The 16,916-nt window shown below is 73.2% G+C and carries 11 protein-coding genes; 7 read left to right on the forward strand and 4 right to left on the reverse strand.

All coding sequences use genetic code 11. The annotated features are described in order from the left end of the window. Window positions 1-98: 98 nt before the first annotated feature. Together ACZ6S5_RS19170 and ACZ6S5_RS19175 are read right to left on the reverse strand one after the other, a co-directional pair. Window positions 99-566: a cytidine deaminase family protein gene (locus ACZ6S5_RS19170; RefSeq protein ID WP_466002140.1), complete on the reverse strand. Its 468-nt coding sequence runs from the start codon at window positions 564-566 to the stop codon at window positions 99-101. Window positions 567-631: 65 nt separating this feature from the next. Continuing rightward, window positions 632-1,192: a CGNR zinc finger domain-containing protein gene (locus ACZ6S5_RS19175; RefSeq protein WP_466002142.1), complete on the reverse strand. Its 561-nt coding sequence runs from the start codon at window positions 1,190-1,192 to the stop codon at window positions 632-634. Between the two features lie 58 nt (window positions 1,193-1,250). Here ACZ6S5_RS19175 and ACZ6S5_RS19180 point away from each other — a divergent pair, with 58 nt between their 5' ends. Both ACZ6S5_RS19180 and hrpA read left to right on the forward strand, forming a co-directional pair. Then, window positions 1,251-2,552 (forward strand): MFS transporter, encoded by a 1,302-nt coding sequence (locus ACZ6S5_RS19180; RefSeq protein ID WP_466002144.1) that lies wholly within the window; start codon window positions 1,251-1,253, stop codon window positions 2,550-2,552. Window positions 2,553-2,596: 44 nt separating this feature from the next. Next, window positions 2,597-6,592, forward strand: coding sequence for an ATP-dependent RNA helicase HrpA (hrpA, locus tag ACZ6S5_RS19185; protein ID WP_466002146.1), 3,996 nt, complete (start codon window positions 2,597-2,599; stop codon window positions 6,590-6,592). Between the two features lie 3 nt (window positions 6,593-6,595). On the opposite strand, the gene ACZ6S5_RS19190 is transcribed toward hrpA, so the two are convergent. Then, complete coding sequence (locus tag ACZ6S5_RS19190; protein ID WP_466002148.1) at window positions 6,596-7,525, reverse strand: LysR family transcriptional regulator; 930 nt, start codon at window positions 7,523-7,525, stop codon at window positions 6,596-6,598. Window positions 7,526-7,560: 35 nt separating this feature from the next. Between ACZ6S5_RS19190 and ACZ6S5_RS19195 the strand changes: the two genes are divergently transcribed. The 4 genes from ACZ6S5_RS19195 to ACZ6S5_RS19210 all read left to right on the forward strand — a co-directional run bounded on the left by ACZ6S5_RS19195 (window position 7,561) and on the right by ACZ6S5_RS19210 (window position 12,634). Beyond that, window positions 7,561-8,292 (forward strand): succinate dehydrogenase cytochrome b subunit, encoded by a 732-nt coding sequence (locus ACZ6S5_RS19195; protein WP_466002150.1) that lies wholly within the window; start codon window positions 7,561-7,563, stop codon window positions 8,290-8,292. Window position 8,293: 1 nt separating this feature from the next. Then, window positions 8,294-10,228, forward strand: coding sequence for a fumarate reductase/succinate dehydrogenase flavoprotein subunit (locus tag ACZ6S5_RS19200; RefSeq protein WP_466002152.1), 1,935 nt, complete (start codon window positions 8,294-8,296; stop codon window positions 10,226-10,228). Next, on the forward strand, window positions 10,225-10,986 hold the full coding sequence (locus tag ACZ6S5_RS19205; RefSeq protein WP_466002154.1) for a succinate dehydrogenase/fumarate reductase iron-sulfur subunit: 762 nt from the start codon (window positions 10,225-10,227) through the stop codon (window positions 10,984-10,986). Before ACZ6S5_RS19200 ends, ACZ6S5_RS19205 begins: the two co-directional genes overlap by 4 nt. A 505-nt stretch (window positions 10,987-11,491) precedes the next feature. Next, window positions 11,492-12,634, forward strand: coding sequence for an MBL fold metallo-hydrolase (locus tag ACZ6S5_RS19210; RefSeq protein WP_466002156.1), 1,143 nt, complete (start codon window positions 11,492-11,494; stop codon window positions 12,632-12,634). 12 nt (window positions 12,635-12,646) lie between these two features. On the opposite strand, the gene ACZ6S5_RS19215 is transcribed toward ACZ6S5_RS19210, so the two are convergent. Further along, window positions 12,647-14,158 carry a deoxyguanosinetriphosphate triphosphohydrolase family protein gene (locus ACZ6S5_RS19215; RefSeq protein ID WP_466002158.1) on the reverse strand — a complete coding sequence of 504 codons (1,512 nt, stop codon included), beginning with the start codon at window positions 14,156-14,158 and terminating at the stop codon, window positions 12,647-12,649. Window positions 14,159-14,245: 87 nt separating this feature from the next. Here ACZ6S5_RS19215 and ACZ6S5_RS19220 point away from each other — a divergent pair, with 87 nt between their 5' ends. After that, entirely contained in the window at window positions 14,246-16,750 is a 2,505-nt protein-coding gene (locus ACZ6S5_RS19220) for a Tex family protein (RefSeq protein WP_466002160.1), read from the forward strand. Window positions 16,751-16,916 lie beyond the last annotated feature (166 nt).

Below are 16,916 nucleotides of genomic sequence, written 5' to 3' on the forward strand. Positions count from 1 at the left end.
ACATCGACCGCCGCACCTACAAGGCCACCACCAACATCGACGTCGTCACCAACGAACCTTGACAGGCCAGCCACCGGCCTAACTGAACGGCGTTGGGACTAGCCCTCCGCGCTCTGCCGGCTACCCGGCACGACCGGCATCGGCCACACCCCGGTACGCGGCGCCGCCGGCACCTCCACCTGGTGATCCGACCAGACGTACGTCTCCGGCAGCAGGTCGGCCACGGGGACCGCGCGCAGTCCGTCCGGCGGGCCGACGATCACCTTGATCGACGGGAAGTAGTCGAGGAGCACCTGGCGGCAGCGGCCGCAGGGCGGGATGACGCCCCGACCCCGGTCGCCGACCGCGACGATGGCCTCCACCTCGCCCGCGCCCGCCGTGGCGGCCGCGCCGATCGCCACCACCTCGGCACAGGGTCCGCCGGTGAAGTGGTAGACGTTCACGCCGCTGAAGACCCGGCCGTCGGTGGTCCGCACGGCGGCGGCGACGGTGTGGTTGTCGCTGCGGCACCGCAGCTTGGCGACGGCGGTGGCGGCCTGCACGAGCGCCCGGTCGATGTCCCGCATGATCAGCCCGTCCCCTCGTCGACCCCGGTCGGCGAAACTCTAGCCCGTCCGGGCCGCGACCCCGCTCAGGCAGGCCGGGCCCGCTGCCGGTACGCCCGCATCTTGGCCCGGCTGCCGCAGATGCTCATGGTGCACCAGCGGCTGCGCCCGGCCGGGCTGCGGTCGTAGTAGACCCAGCGGCACTCGTGCGCGGTGCACGCCTTCAACCGGGGCCAGGTGCCGTCCGCGACCGCGGTCAGGATGCTCCGGCCGACCTCGGCGACCACCGCGGACACCCCCGGCAGTCCCGGCAGGGGCACCGGACGCGCCTGCCCGGCGGGATCGATGCGGACGGTCAGCGGCGCCTGGCGGAACTGCGCGTCCAGCGCGGCGAGCACCTCGGCCGGCACGTCGGTGCCGGTGTGCGCCTGGCAGACGGCGCGGATCGCCTCCCGGAGCCGGCGCGCCGCGTCGACGTCGGCCGGGCCGAGGGTCAGCCCTGGCAGGCCATGTGCCGCGCAGAAGGCCGCCAGGTCGTCGACGGTGCGCAGATTGTCGCGGGCCATCTCGATGTCGACCGTGTTCGCCAGGTCCTGCACGAGCGCCAGCGCCGCTGGGGCGGGAGCACGGTCGCCGGGCTGGGTCACCACAGCAGCTTACCGCTATGGCACCATCATCCGGTAACCGTTACTGGAAGGAGCCGCAATGGTGGTAACGAGGTCCAGCCTGTTCGCCCGCAACCGTGACTTCCGCCGGTTCTGGGCCGGCCACACCGTGTCGGTGGTCGGCACGCAGGTGACCGCGGTCGCGCTGCCCCTGGTGGCGTCATTGACCCTGGCGGCCGGGACGGCCGGCGTGGCCGCCGTCGCCACCGCCGCGTACCTGCCGAACCTGCTGCTGCCACTGCTGGCGGGGCACTGGCTGGAACGCCGCCGGCGGCGGCCGGTCATGGTGGTGGCGGACCTGGTACGCGCCGCCGCGCTGACCGTCGTCCCCGTCGCCCACCTCGCCGGCGTTCTCTCCGTACCGCTGCTGGTCGCGGTCGCCCTGGCCGTCGGCGCGGCGAGCGTGCTGTTCGACATCGGCAGCTTCGCGTACGTGCCGTCGCTCGTCGACGAGGCCGACCTCACCGCGGCGAACCGGGCCATCCAGGGTTCCAGCACCGCCGCCCAGGTGACCGGGCCCGGGCTGGCCGGCGGGCTGACCCAGCTCGTCGGGCCGCCGCTGGCCGTGGCCGTGGACGCGGTGAGCTACCTCGCCAGTGCCGTCGGGGTGGCCGGGGCACGCCGGCCCGAGCCCGTCCCGCCCCGGGACGACGCCACCGGAATCCTCGCCGGGCTCCGGGCCGTCACGGTCAACCCCTGGCTGCGGGCGCTCACCGCGCACGCCACGATCTACAACGGCGCGAGCCAGATCCTGACCGTCAACCTGGTCGTGTACGCCGTCACCGACCGCGGCCTCGGCCCCGGGCTGTTCGGCCTGGCACTGAGCGCCGCCGGTGCCGGTGCCTTCCTCGGCGCCCTCGCCGCGCCCCGGGTGGCCACCCGGCTCGGCTACGGCCGGGCGTTCGCCGCCGCGCTGACGCTCTCCACCGGGACGCCGCTGCTGATCGCCGTCCTGCCCGGCACCGGGCTGGCCGCCACCCTCGCACTGGTGCAGTTCGCCAGCGGGGTCGGGCTCGGCACCGCGAACGTCCTGTCGGTGACGCTGCGGCAGATCGTCATGCCGCGCGGCGGCCTGGCCCGGAGCAACGGCGGGTACCGCCTGCTCACCTTCGGCGTGCTGCCGCTCGGCAGCGCCCTCGGTGGGGTGCTCGGGCAGACCGCGGGCAACCGGATCGGCGTGGCGGTCGGCGCAGCCGGCCTGGCCCTGTCGGCGGTGCCGATGTTCACCCGCCGGATCCGGTCGCTGCGCACCCCGGCCGACGCGCGGGCGGGGACCGCCGGGCCGATGGTCGAGGCAACCGGCCGGGAGCACGACCGGGCACGCCCGGCCGGTCGCCGGTAACCCGGGAGCGGTACGGCGCGCGCCTGCCTATCCTTGGCGACGACATGCAGAATCCAGCCGCACCCGCCGTACCCGAGACCGCCCGCGACCTGCACCGCCGCCTCTCCCCCCTGATGTTCCGCGACCAGCGCCGGCTGCAGCGACGCCTCGACGGGGTCCGGAAGCTGCGGGACCCCCAGCGGCGCGACGCGGCGCTCGCCGACATCGCGGCCGAGGTGGCCCGGGCCGAGGCGCGGCTGGCCGCCCGGCGGGCCGCCGTGCCGACCATCACCTACCCGGCGCAGCTGCCGGTCAGCGAGCGCAGGGACGACATCGCCGCCGCGATCCGCGACCACCAGGTGGTGATCGTGGCCGGCGAGACCGGGTCCGGCAAGACCACCCAGCTGCCCAAGATCTGCCTGGAGCTGGGGCGCGGCATCAACGGCCTGATCGGGCACACTCAGCCGCGCCGGCTGGCCGCCCGGACGGTCGCCGACCGGATCGCCGAGGAACTCGGCACCGAGCTGGGCGACGTGGTCGGCTACAAGGTCCGCTTCACCGACCAGGTCAGCGAGCACAGCCTGGTCAAGCTGATGACCGACGGCATCCTGCTGGCCGAGTTGCAGACCGACCGGATGCTGCGCCAGTACGACACGCTGATCATCGACGAGGCGCACGAGCGCAGTCTCAACATCGACTTCATCCTCGGCTACCTCAAGCAGCTGCTCCCCCGCCGCCCCGACCTCAAGGTGGTCATCACCTCGGCGACCATCGAGACCGACCGGTTCGCCAAGCACTTCGCCGACGCCGAGGGCAACCCGGCGCCGATCGTGGAGGTGTCCGGCCGGACCTACCCGGTGGAGGTGCGCTACCGGCCGCTGGTCGAGGTCACCGAGGCCGAGGAGGAGGACGAGGCCGACGAGGAGAACGTCCGGGACCAGATCCAGGCCATCGGGGACGCGGTCGAGGAGCTGGCCGCCGAGGGGCCCGGCGACGTCCTGGTCTTCCTCAGCGGCGAGCGGGAGATCCGGGACACCGCAGACGCGCTCGGCAAGCTGGTGCAGAAGAAACGCGCACTGCTGGGCACCGAGATCCTCCCGCTGTACGCCCGGCTCTCCACCGCCGAGCAGCACCGGGTCTTCGCCCCGCACACCGGGCGCCGGGTGGTGCTCGCCACCAACGTCGCGGAGACCTCGCTGACCGTGCCCGGCATCAAGTACGTGGTGGACCCGGGCACGGCCCGGATCTCCCGCTACTCCAGCCGGCTCAAGGTGCAGCGGCTGCCGATCGAGCCGGTGTCCCAGGCGAGCGCCAACCAGCGCAAGGGCCGCTGCGGGCGTACCTCCGACGGCATCTGCATCCGGCTCTACGACGAGCAGGACTTCGCGTCCCGGCCGGAGTTCACCGACCCGGAGATCCTGCGCACCAACCTGGCCTCGGTCATCCTCCAGATGACCTCGATCGGGCTCGGCGACATCGGCGCGTTCCCGTTCATCGACCCGCCGGACCGGCGCAACATCACCGACGGCGTCAACCTGCTGCACGAGCTGGGCGCGCTGGACCCGGCGGAGGCCGACCCGGCGAAGCGGCTCACCGCGCTGGGCCGGCGGCTGGCGCAGCTCCCCGTCGACCCCCGGCTGGCCCGGATGGTCCTGGAGGGCGAGCGCAACGGCTGCGCCACCGAGGTGATCGTGATCGCCGCCGCGCTCTCCATCCAGGACCCCCGCGAGCGGCCGGCGGACAAGCAGGCCCAGGCCGACCAGGCGCACGCCCGGTTCGCCGACAAGGAGTCGGACTTCGTCGCGTACCTCAACCTGTGGCGGTACCTGCGCGAGCAGCAGCGGGCCCTGTCCTCCAGCGCCTTCCGCCGCATGTGCAAGGCGGAGTACCTCAACTACCTGCGGGTCCGCGAGTGGCAGGACATCGTCAGCCAGTTGCGCCAGGTGCTGCGTACCTCGGACAAGGGGGACGGCCGGCGCGGGGCCGGCGCGGACCTGCCGGAGGAGATCGACACCCCGAAGGTGCACCAGTCCCTGCTGCCCGGCCTGCTCTCGCACATCGGGCTCAAGGACGCCCAGAAGAACGAGTACCTGGGGGCGCGCGGCGCGAAGTTCGGGATCTTCCCCGGCTCGGCGCTGTTCCGGAAGCCGCCGCGCTGGGTGATGGCCGCCGAGCTGGTGGAGACCTCCCGGCTCTGGGGCCGGGTGGCCGGCCGGGTCGAGCCCGAATGGGTGGAGCCCCTCGCGCAGCACCTGGTCAAGCGCAGCTACAGCGAGCCGCACTGGGAGAAGAAGCAGGCCGCGGTGATGGCCTACGAGAAGGTCACCCTGTACGGCATCCCGCTCGTCACCTCTCGCAAGGTCAATTTCGGTCGGATCGACCCGAGCCTGAGCCGTGAGCTGTTCATCCGGCACGCCCTGGTGGAGGGCGACTGGCAGACCCACCACCAGTTCTGGCAGGACAACCAGCGGCTGCTCGCCGAGGTGGAGGAGCTGGAGAACCGGGCCCGGCGGCGGGACATCCTGGTCGACGACGAGACCATCTTCCAGTTCTACGACCAGCGGATCCCCGCCGACGTGGTCTCCGGCCGGCACTTCGACACCTGGTGGAGGAAGACCCGCCGGGAGCGCCCGGACCTGCTCACCTACCACCGTGACCTGCTGATCAACTCCGGTCGCGGCGCGGTGGACGAGGCCGACTACCCGGACGAGTGGCGGGCCGACGCGGTGACCCTCCCGCTGACGTACACCTTCGACCCGGGCACCCCGACCGACGGCGTCACCGTGGACATCCCGCTGCCGCTGCTCAACCAGGTGCCCGGGGAGAGCTTCGACTGGCAGGTGCCCGGCCTGCGGGAGGAGCTGGTCGTCGCGCTGATCCGGTCGCTGCCCAAGGCGATCCGGCGCAACTTCGTCCCGGTGCCCGACTTCGCGCGGGCCGCCCTGGCCGCGATCACCCCCGGCGAGGAGCCGCTGCTGGACGCGCTCACCCGGCAGCTGCGCCGGATGACCGGCGTGACCGTGCCGCCGGAGGCCTGGGACCTGACGAAGCTGCCGCCGCACCTGCGGGTGACCTTCCGGGTGCTCGGCGAGGACGACAAACCGGTCGCCGAGGGCAAGGACCTGCCGGCCCTGCAACGCCAACTCCGCCAGGAGGTACGCCAGGTCGTCGCGGCCGCCGCGCCGGACGTCGCCCGGACGGGCCTCCGTGAGTGGAGCATCGACGATCTTCCTCGCACCATCGAGCAGGTCCGCGCCGGGTACGCGGTGACCGCGTACCCGGCGCTGGTCGACGAGGGCGCCACCGTCGGGGTGAAGGTGTTCGACTCCCCCGGCGAGCAGGAGGCCGCGCACTGGGCCGGCACCCGCCGGCTGCTCCGGCTCACCGTGCCCTCCCCGGCGAAGTTCCTCCAGGGGCGCCTCTCCAACGAGGCCAAGCTGGCGCTGTCTCGCAACCCGCACGGCGGGGTGCAGGCGCTGATCGAGGACGCGGCCGGGGCCGCGATCGACAAGCTGATGGCGGACGCGGGCGGCCCGGCCTGGGACGCCGAGGGCTTCGCCGCGCTGCGCGACAAGGTCCGCGCCGACCTGGTCGACACCGTGGTCGAGGTGATGAACCGGGTCCGCCAGGTGCTTGCCGCCGCGTACGCGGTGGAGCAGCGGCTCGGCGCGACGCGGAACCTGGCCGTGGTGGCCGCCCTGGCCGACATCCGCAACCAGCTCACCGGCCTGGTGCACGCCGGCTTCCTCACCGAGGCCGGCTACGCACGCCTGCCCGACCTGCTGCGCTACCTCACCGCGATCGAGCGCCGGCTGGACCGGCTGACCGGCAACCCGCAGCGGGACAAGCAGCAACAGGACCGGATCGCCGTGGTGCAGCGCGAGTACCAGGACATGCTGGCCGCGCTCCCGCCGGCGAAGCGGCAGTCGGCGGCGGTCCGGCAGGTCCGCTGGATGATCGAGGAGCTGCGGGTGAACGTGTTCGCGCAGGCGCTGGGCACCCCGTACCCGGTGTCGGAGCAGCGCATCTACCGGGCGATGGACGAGGCCGAGGGGCGCTGACGATCAGAGCGGCTCCACGCCCGCCGGGAGCTGGTCGGCCGCGGTCGCGTCGTGGACGTACTCGAGCAGGATCCGGCGCAGCTCGCGCCCGGCGTGGGTGGGCACCACGTCCCGGCGGCGGGCCACCGCGATGGTCCGGCGTACGCCGGGCGGGGCGAGCCGGGTGACCCGGATGCCGGCCCGCCGGGCCACCACGATGCCGGGGACCAGGGCGGCGCCGAGCCCCGCCTCGACGAAGCTGAGCACGGCGTCCATCTCCCCGCCGTCCACCGACAGGGTGGGCTCGAAGCCCGCCTCGCGGCACGCCTGGAGGGTGGCGTCGCGCAGGTCGTAGCCCTCGCGGAACATGACCAGCGGCTGGTCGCGCAGGTCGGTGATGCGCAGTTCGCCGGTGACCGGGTCGGCGGGCAGCGGCTCCACCGAGGCGACCACCAGGCTCTCCCGCAGGATCGGGTCGGCGCGCAGGCCGGGGTCGATGCCGGCGGACGGCATGATGATCAGCGCCAGGTCGAGGTCGCCGCGGAGCAGGTCGCGGACCAGGTCCTGCGAGCCGCCCTCCTCCACCCGCAGGTCGACGGTGGGGTGGGCGTCACGGAACCGGCGCAGCACCGGGGGCGCCAGCGACGTGGCCAGGCTGGGGGTGGCGCCCAGCCGGACCCGGCCCCGGCGCAACCCCACCAGCTCCTGCACCTCGCGGGTGGCGGTGTCGACGTCGGCGAGGATCCGCTTGGCCAGCGGCAGCAGCACCTCGCCCGCGGCGGTGAGGGCGATGTTGCCCCTTACCCGTTCGAAGAGCGGGGCCCCGAGGTCGGTCTCCAGGGCGTGAATTTGCTTACTCAACGAGGGCTGGGTGATGCCGACAAGGTCGGCCGCTTGGGTGAAATGTCGTACTTCTGCGACCGCGACGAAGTACCGGAGCTGGTGGAGCTGCATCTAGATAGCTTATGGCTATCAAGACTGCGAGGTCGATGCATTGGACGACTGATCAAACTGCTCATAGCGTCGGGCACGTGGTACTCACGAAAACTCGGTCGCCCATCCGCTCGAACGTCGGCCTCAAGGCCGTCATGGCGGTGACGGGCATCCTCCTTGTGCTGTTCCTGATCCTGCACATGCTCGGGAACCTGAAGATCTTCACGGGCGAGACCTCGTTCGACCACTACGCGCACTGGCTCCGTGAGATCGGAACGCCGCTGCTGCCGTCGACCTGGTACCTGTGGATCCAGCGCACCGTGCTCACCGTCGCGGTGCTCGCCCACATCACGTCGGCCACCGTGCTGGCGATGCGGGCCCGGGCCGCGCGGCCGGTGCCGTACGCGCACCGCAGGAAGATCCACGTGAACTACGCGGCCCGCACCATGCGCTGGGGTGGGGTGATCATCCTGCTCTTCGTGATCTACCACATCCTGGACCTGACCACCGGTCACCTGAACCCGCAGGGCGACCCGGCCAACCCGTACGGCAACGTGGTCGCCGACTTCGCTCCGGAGCGCTGGTACGTCACCCTCTTCTACGTCCTGGCCGTCGTCACCATCGGCTTCCACCTGCGCCACGGCGCGTTCAGCGCCTTCCGCAGCCTCGGCCAGCAGACGCCGAAGGGTGAGCGCCGGGCCAAGACCGCCGCGCTGGCGTTCGCCGTCGTGCTGACCGCCGGCTACCTGGTGGTCCCGTTCGCCGTACTCACCGGATTGGTGGCCTGACATGGATCTCTACACCGAGGGCGACCCGATCGCCGACACCCGGGCCCCGGGCGGCCCGATCGAGACCCGGTGGGAACGCCACCGGTTCGAGATGAAGCTGGTCAACCCGGCCAACCGCCGGAAGCTGACGGTGATCGTGGTGGGCACCGGCCTGGCCGGCGGCTCGGCCGCGGCGACCCTGGCCGAGCAGGGCTACCAGGTGAAGTCCTACTGCTACCAGGACAGCCCGCGCCGGGCCCACTCGATCGCCGCGCAGGGTGGCATCAACGCCGCCAAGAACTACCGCAACGACGGCGACTCGGTGCACCGGCTCTTCTACGACACCGTCAAGGGCGGCGACTTCCGCTCCCGGGAGTCGAACGTGCACCGGCTGGCCGAGGTCTCGGTCAACATCATCGACCAGTGCGTCGCCCAGGGCGTGCCGTTCGCCCGCGAGTACGGCGGCCTGCTGGACACCCGCTCCTTCGGCGGCGCGCAGGTACAGCGCACCTTCTACGCCCGGGGCCAGACGGGCCAGCAGCTGCTGCTCGGCGCGTACCAGGCGCTGGAGCGGCAGATCGGCCTGGGCAACGTGGAGATGAACGCCCGCCACGAGATGCTGGAGCTGGTGATCGTCGACGGCCGGGCCCGCGGCATCGTGGTGCGCGACCTGGTCACCGGTGAGATCAGCACCGAGATGGCCGACGCGGTCGTGCTCGCCTCCGGCGGCTACGGCAACGTCTTCTACCTCTCCACGAACGCCAAGGGCTGCAACGTCACCGCCTCCTGGCGGGCGCACCGCAAGGGCGCGTACTTCGCCAACCCCTGCTACACGCAGATCCACCCGACCTGCATCCCGGTCTCCGGCGACCACCAGTCGAAGCTGACCCTGATGAGCGAGTCGCTGCGCAACGACGGCCGGGTGTGGGTGCCGAAGGCCAAGGGCGACGACCGCGCCCCGCGGGACATCCCCGAGGGCGAGCGGGACTACTACCTGGAGCGGATCTACCCCTCCTTCGGCAACCTGGTCCCTCGGGACATCGCCTCCCGGGCCGCGAAGAACGTCTGCGACGAGGGTCGCGGCGTCGGCCCCGGCGGGCTCGGCGTCTACCTGGACTTCGCCGACGCGATCAAGCGGCTCGGCCGCACGGCCATCGAGGCGAAGTACGGCAACCTCTTCGAGATGTACGAGCGGATCACCGGCGAGGACCCGTACGAGGTCCCGATGCGGATCTACCCCGCCGTGCACTACACGATGGGTGGCCTCTGGGTCGACTACGACCTGCAGTCGAGCATCCCCGGCCTGTTCGTGATCGGTGAGGCCAACTTCTCCGACCACGGCGCGAACCGGCTCGGCGCCTCGGCGCTGATGCAGGGCCTGGCCGACGGCTACTTCGTGCTGCCGAACACCCTGGCCAACTACCTGGCCTCCGGCTCGCTGGAGAAGGTCGACGCCAGCCACCCGGAGGCGGTGGCGGCGCGTACCGAGGTCGAGGCGCGGCTGCAGAAGCTGCTGGCGATCAACGGCGACCGGACCGTGGACTCGTTCCACCGGGAGCTGGGCCAGATCATGTGGGAGCACTGCGGCATGGAGCGCAGCGAGGCCGGGCTGCGCAAGGCGATCGACGAGATCCGTACCCTGCGCGACGAGTTCTGGCAGCGGGTCCGCGTCCCGGGCGACGGCGAGGGGCTCAACCAGTCGCTGGAGAAGGCCGGCCGGGTGGCCGACTTCTTCGAGCTGGCCGAGCTCATGTGCATCGACGCCCTGCACCGCGAGGAGTCCTGCGGCGGCCACTTCCGGGCCGAGCACCAGACCCCGGACGGCGAGGCGCAGCGCGACGACGACCGGTTCGCCTACGCGGCGGCCTGGGAGTACACCGGCACCGGTCAGCCCGTGCTGCACAAGGAAGACCTGAAGTTCGAATACGTCCACCCGACGCAGCGGAGCTACAAGTGAATCTGACCCTGCGCATCTGGCGCCAGAAGGGCCCTGGGGACAAGGGTCAGATGGTGACCTACCAGGTGCAGGACGTGTCCCCGGACATGTCGTTCCTGGAGATGCTCGACGTGCTCAACGAGCGGCTGATCCTCGATGGCGGGGAGCCGGTCGCGTTCGACCACGACTGCCGCGAGGGCATCTGCGGCATGTGCAGCCTCATGATCAACGGTGAGGCGCACGGGCCGCAGCGCGGCACCACCGCCTGCCAGCTGCACATGCGGCAGTTCTCCGACGGGGACACGATCGACATCGAGCCGTGGCGGGCCCGGGCCTTCCCGGTCGTCAAGGACCTGGTGGTCAACCGGAACGCCTTCGACAAGATCATCGCCGCCGGCGGTTATGTCACCGCGCCGACCGGCAGCGCCCCCGAGGCGCACTCCACCCCGGTGGCCAAGGCCGACGCGGACGCCGCCTTCGAGTCGGCCGCCTGCATCGGCTGCGGCGCCTGCGTGGCCGCCTGCCCGAACGGCTCCGGCATGCTGTTCACCGCCGCCAAGATCACCCAGCTCTCACTGCTGCCGCAGGGCCAGCCCGAGCGGTACACCCGGGTGATCGGCATGGTGGACGCGCACGACGAGGCCGGCTTCGGCGGCTGCACCAACATCGGCGAGTGCGCGGCGGCCTGCCCGAAGGGCATCCCGCTCAACACCATCGGCCGGCTCAACCGGGACTTCCTCAAGGCGACGTCCAGGCGCGCCGGCACCCCCGGCTCCTGAGCCCCGCTTCGGCCCACCGCCGTCCGACCCACCCGACCGCCGTGCCCCGCACCGGGGCGCGGCGGTCGCCCTTTTCCGGGGTACGCGGATGCCTCCGCCGGGCGGCCACACGGTCCTCGACTACCCTTCGAGCGGAGTCGTTTGTGACGTCACCCGCTGGACGGCATCCCGGCCGGGTGCGGCGGCGCGGGAAGCGCGGCGTGAGTCGTTTGCGATATCCGCTCGAAAGGCGCGCAGAACCAGGTGACGCCCGCCGCGGGCCGGTTCAGGTCCCCCCTCGCGGGTAGCAGTCCCATGGACGGCACCGACGAGGGGACCCCCGAACCCGGCCGGCGAGGCGGTCCGGGGCGGCTGGCTGCCCGACCTGTCCCGGGCGGTCCGGGCGCTGGGCGGGGCGACGGCGACGGCCGGCGCAGCGGTGCTGCGCCGGCTGCGCTGAGGCCACGCGCGAACCCGGCGTCCGGGTGGATACGGTGTACTGCGGGAGACGGCGGAGGGACGGATCATGCAGGCACCGGCGGACCGGGCACTGGACCGGGCACTCGGCAGGCGGATGTGGCGGATGACGGGGCTGGCCGCGGTGGCCGGCCTGGCGTGGGCGGCCCGGGACGTCCCCGCCCAGCTCGGCGGCCGGCTCACCGGCGCCCGGGCGGAACGCGCCGCCCGCTCCCCGCAGTACCGGGACGGCACCTTCCACAACGCGGAGAGCACCCGCACGATGGTCGCCGACCCGGGTCGCAACCTGCTCAAGGAGCTGGTCTTCGGCAAGCAGAAGCGGCGGCCCACCGCGTCCGTCCCGCTGCTGCGCCCGGCCGAGGCGGCCCCGGCCGACACCGAGCGCGAGCTGGCCGTGGTCTGGTACGGCCACGCGTCGGCGCTGATCGAGATCGAGGGGCACCGGGTGCTGCTCGACCCGGTGTGGAGCGACCGCTGCTCCCCGTCCAACCTCATCGGCCCGCGCCGCATCCACCAGCCGCCGGTACGCCTCGACGAGCTGCCCCGGGTCGACGCCATCCTGATCTCGCACGACCACTACGACCACCTGGACCTGGACACGGTCCGGGGCCTGCTCGCCCACCAATCCGCGCCGTTCCTGGTCCCGCTCGGCGTCGGCGCCCACCTCGACCGGTGGGGCGTGCCGGCGGAGCGGATCGTCGAGCTGGACTGGTCGGAGCAGCACCGGCTCGGCGGGCTGACCATCACCGCCACCGCCGCCCAGCACTTCTCCGGGCGCGGGCTGCGCCGCGACGGCACGCTGTGGAGCTCCTGGGTGGTCGCCGGAGCGCACCGGAAGGTCTTCTACACCGGCGACTCCGGCTACTTCGACGGCTACGCCGCCATCGGTGCGGAGCACGGCCCGTTCGACGTCACGCTGATGCAGATCGGGGCGTACGACCGGGCCTGGCCGAGCATCCACATGTTCCCCGAGGAGGCCGTCGCCGCCCATCTCGACCTGCGCGGCGGGCTGTTCCTTCCGGTGCACTGGGCCACCTTCAACCTCGCCCTGCACGACTGGTCCGAGCCGGTGGACCGGCTCTGGGCCGAGGCGAAGGCCCGCGACGTCCGGCTGGCGGTGCCGCGGCCCGGCGAGCGGGTGGTGGTGGACGACCCGCCGCCGGTGGACGGCTGGTGGCAGGCGGTCGCCTGAACCGCCCAGGTCTCAGAGCACGAACGCGTCGGTCCAGAGGGCACCCGAGCGGCCGGAGAGGGCGTCCAGCATCGCCACCGCCTGGCCGTCGGTGAGCTGCGCGACGAAGTCGACGATCGCCCGCCCCCGGGCCCGGCCGATCCGGTCCGGCGTACGCGGGTGCAGCTCGGCCTCGGCCAGCTCGACCAGGTCGTGCAGCCGGCGGGGCAGCCGCGACTCCTCCTCCGGGTCCAGCAGCCACTCCCAGAGCGCCTCCACCAGGGTGCCCAGCAGCCGGGCCTGGCCGCGCTGGTGCAGGGCCAGGTCGGGGCGGGCCAGCACGAAGCGGTGGTGGACGAACTTGAGCACCTGCACCTCGTGCCACTGCGGCCGGGCCAGCAGCACGTAGCCGGAGCGGACGTCCGGGTCGGGGGTGACCGTGATGGCGTCGACGAAGCGGGTGGACCAGCGGGCGGAGAACCGGGCCACGTACTGCTCCGCCTCGATGGAGCCGTCGAAGGGCAGCGCCAGCAGCCCCTCCACCAGCTCCTCCCGGACGTGCTCGACGGCGGCGGCGAACGCCTCGTCGTCGGCGATCCAGGCGTCCTTGCGGTGCAGCTGGCGGCGCAGCCGCTCGATCGCGGCCCCGGGCCGCCGGCCGGCCGAGGTCAGCGCCGAGGAGGTGATCGACCGGAAGTGCCCGCACTCCCGTTGCCAGGCCATCAGCTCGGCCGCCACCGCGCCCTGCTGGAGCACCCCGACCCGGTAGAAGTCCTCCACGTCGTGAATGGCGTACGCGATGTCGTCGGCGGTGTCCATGACGGACGCCTCCGGGGTCTGCTGCCAGTCCGGGATGCGCCCGACGAACGGCTCCCGGGCCTGGCGCAGGTCGTCGACCTCGGTGCGGTACGCGCCGAACTTCACCGAGCCGCTCTCCGGGTCGTCTGGTGGGGCGGCCGCGCCGCGCGGCGCCGGGTCCAGGTGCCGCGGGTGCGGATCCGGATGGTCCAGCCGCGTCCACGGATACTTCAGCATCGCCGCCCGGACCGCCGCCGTCAGGTCCAGGCCGGTGGTGGCCGCACCGCGGATCTCGGTGCTGGTGACGATCCGGTACGACTGCGCGTTGCCCTCGAACCCGTCGGGCAGCCCGAGCCGCTGCCGGGCCAGCCGGTCCAGCACCCGCTCCCCCAGGTGCCCGAAGGGCGGGTGGCCGAGATCATGGGCGAGCGCGGCGGCCTCCACCACGTCCGGGTCGCAGCCGCCCAGCTTCTCCAGCAGGTCCCGGTGCGCCGGGTCGGCGGTCAGCCGCTCGGCGATCGCCCGCGCCACCTGGGCGACCTTGAGGCTGTGGGTGAGCCGGTTGTGCACCAGCAGACCCGAGCCGCCCGGGCTGATCACCTGGGTCACCCCGTTCAGCCGGGCGAAGAACGGCGACCCGACGATCCGGTCCCGGTCGGCCCGGAACGGGCTGGCGGCCAGGTCGCCCAGCGCCCGGGCGCTGCCGCCGAAGAGTCGGCGGGCCCGCGGATCCGCAGGTACGTCCATGATCGCCACGCTAGCGCAGCCGACCGGCCGGCAGCGACGGGTCCGGCCCGGCGGGTGCGGCGTGCGCCGTCGGGCGCGGGCGGCAGAATGCAGGACGGAACCCACCCGAGAAGGCGGATCAAGATCGTGACCCAGTCTGTTCATCAGCGGATCGCCGAGGAGCTCGGCGTCGCCGAACGCCAGGTGCGGGCGGCCGTGGAGCTGCTCGACGGCGGCGCCACCGTGCCGTTCATCGCCCGTTACCGCAAGGAGGCCACCGGCCTGCTCGACGACGCGCAGCTGCGCACCCTCGAGGAGCGGCTGCGCTATCTGCGCGAGCTGGACGAGCGGCGCGCCGCGGTGCTGGAGTCCATCCGCAGCCAGGGCAAGCTCGACGAGGCCCTGGAAGCGCAGATCATGGCCGCCGACTCGAAGTCCCGGCTGGAGGACATCTACCTCCCGTACAAGCCGAAGCGGCGGACCCGGGCGCAGATCGCCCGCGAGGCCGGCCTGGAGCCGCTGGCCGACACGCTGCTCGCCGACCCGTCCCAGGACCCTCGGGGCACGGCCGCCGGCTTCGTGGACGCCGAGAAGGGGGTGGCCGACGCCGCCGCCGCGCTGGACGGCGCCCGGGCCATCCTCATCGAGCGCTTCGGCGAGGACGCCGACCTGATCGGCACGCTGCGCGAGCAGATGTGGTCGCGGGGCCGGCTGATCTCCCGGGTACGCGAGGGCCAGGAGAGCGCCGGTGCCAAGTTCGCCGACTACTTCGACTTCGCCGAGCCGTACCCGAAGCTGCCCTCGCACCGGATCCTCGCCATGTTCCGGGGCGAGAAGGAGGGCGTGCTCGACCTGACCATGGACCCGGAGGCCGATGGCGACGCCGACGCCGTGGTCACCGGCCCGACCCGCTACGAGGCGGCGATCGCCGGCCGGTTCGGGATCAGCGACCAGGGCCGCCCGGCCGACCGGTGGCTGGCCGACACGGTGCGCTGGGCCTGGCGTACCCGGATCCTCATCCACCTCGGCGCCGACCTGCGGATGCGGCTCTGGCAGGCGGCCGAGGAGGAGGCCGTCCGGGTCTTCGCCACCAACCTGCGCGACCTGCTGCTCGCCGCGCCCGCCGGCGCCCGGCCCACCATGGGGCTGGACCCGGGCCTGCGCACCGGCGTGAAGGTGGCGGTGGTCGACGCCACCGGCAAGGTGGTCGCCACCGACACCATCTACCCGCACGAGCCGCGCCGGCAGTGGGACGCCTCGCTCGCCACCCTGGCCTCGCTGGCCGGGGCGCACGGCGTGGAGCTGGTGGCCATCGGCAACGGCACCGCCAGCCGGGAGACCGACAAGCTCGCCGGCGACCTGATCAAGCGGCACCCGGAGCTGAAGCTGACCAAGGTGGTGGTCTCCGAGGCCGGCGCGTCGGTCTACTCCGCCTCCGCGTACGCGTCGCAGGAGCTGCCCGGGCTGGACGTGTCGCTGCGCGGCGCGGTCTCCATCGCCCGCCGCCTCCAGGACCCCCTCGCCGAGCTGGTGAAGATCGACCCGCGCTCGATCGGCGTCGGGCAGTACCAGCACGACCTGTCCGAGGTGAAGCTGTCCCGGTCGCTCGACGCGGTCGTCGAGGACTGCGTCAACGGGGTCGGCGTGGACGTCAACACCGCCTCCGCCCCGCTGCTCACCCGGGTCTCCGGCATCGGCGCCGGGCTGGCGGAGAACATCGTGCTGCACCGGGACGCCAACGGGCCGTTCCGCACCCGCGCCGAGCTGAGGAAGGTGGCCCGGCTCGGGCCGAAGGCGTTCGAGCAGTGCGCCGGCTTCCTGCGCATCCCGGGCGGGGACGACCCGCTGGACTCCTCCAGCGTGCACCCCGAGGCGTACCCGGTGGTGCGCCGCATCCTGGCCCACACCGGGCAGGACCTGCGCGCCCTGATCGGGCGGTCGGCGATCCTGCGCGGCCTGCGGGCCACCGACTTCGTCGACGACACGTTCGGCCTGCCCACCGTCACCGACATCCTGGCCGAGCTGGAGAAGCCCGGCCGCGACCCGCGCCCCGAGTTCCGGACGGCCACCTTCGTGGAGGGGGTGGAGAAGATCAGCGACCTGACTCCGGGGATGGTGCTGGAGGGGGTGGTCACCAACGTGGCGGCGTTCGGCGCGTTCGTCGACGTCGGCGTGCACCAGGACGGCCTGGTCCACGTCTCCGCCATGTCGCACACCTTCGTCAAGGACCCCCGCGACGTGGTGAAGTCCGGCGACGTGGTCCGGGTCCGGGTGCTCGACGTCGACGTGCCGCGCAAGCGCATCTCGCTGACCCTGCGGCTGGACGACGAGGCCCCGGCCGGGGGCGGTCGTCCGCAGGGCGGCGACGGGCGCCGGGAGCGCGGCGGCGCCGCGCGGGGCGATCAGCGCGGCAGCGGCCAGCGGGATCGGGGCGACGCCGGCCGGCGCGGTGACGGCCAGGGCGGTGGTCAGCGCGGTGACGGCCAGCGCGGCGGCGGCCAGGGCGCGGACCGTGGCTCGCGCGGCGGGCCGCAGCAGCGGCAGGGACGCGGGGCTCCGGCCCCGGCCAACAGCGCGATGGCGGACGCGCTGCGCCGCGCCGGCCTGGCCTGAGGGCGACCGGTCCGCGGCGCCGGCCGGGCCCGACGAGGACCCGGCCCGCCGCCGCGCCCGCCGGTCGCGGACGGAGCCGGCCCGCCCGTTCCCGGCACGGCCGGGACGGCGCGGTTGGCGCGGCGGTCCGCCGGCAGAGGCCACCGGCACGGCCCGGACGGCGCGG

It is taken from the genome of Micromonospora sp. NPDC051924 (assembly GCF_055586005.1).

Bases quoted from the DNA above. Each gene is read 5' to 3' on its own strand.
- ACZ6S5_RS19170 (WP_466002140.1), bottom strand. From the start codon at position 566: ATGCGGGACATCGACCGGGCGCTCGTGCAGGCCGCCACCGCCGTCGCC.
- ACZ6S5_RS19180 (WP_466002144.1), top strand. From the start codon at position 1,251: ATGGTGGTAACGAGGTCCAGCCTGTTCGCCCGCAACCGTGACTTCCGC.
- hrpA (WP_466002146.1), top strand. From the start codon at position 2,597: ATGCAGAATCCAGCCGCACCCGCCGTACCCGAGACCGCCCGCGACCTG.
- ACZ6S5_RS19190 (WP_466002148.1), bottom strand. From the start codon at position 7,525: ATGCAGCTCCACCAGCTCCGGTACTTCGTCGCGGTCGCAGAAGTACGA.
- ACZ6S5_RS19195 (WP_466002150.1), top strand. From the start codon at position 7,561: ATGCATTGGACGACTGATCAAACTGCTCATAGCGTCGGGCACGTGGTA.
- ACZ6S5_RS19200 (WP_466002152.1), top strand. From the start codon at position 8,294: ATGGATCTCTACACCGAGGGCGACCCGATCGCCGACACCCGGGCCCCG.
- ACZ6S5_RS19210 (WP_466002156.1), top strand. From the start codon at position 11,492: ATGCAGGCACCGGCGGACCGGGCACTGGACCGGGCACTCGGCAGGCGG.
- ACZ6S5_RS19215 (WP_466002158.1), bottom strand. From the start codon at position 14,158: ATGGACGTACCTGCGGATCCGCGGGCCCGCCGACTCTTCGGCGGCAGC.
- ACZ6S5_RS19220 (WP_466002160.1), top strand. From the start codon at position 14,246: ATGCAGGACGGAACCCACCCGAGAAGGCGGATCAAGATCGTGACCCAG.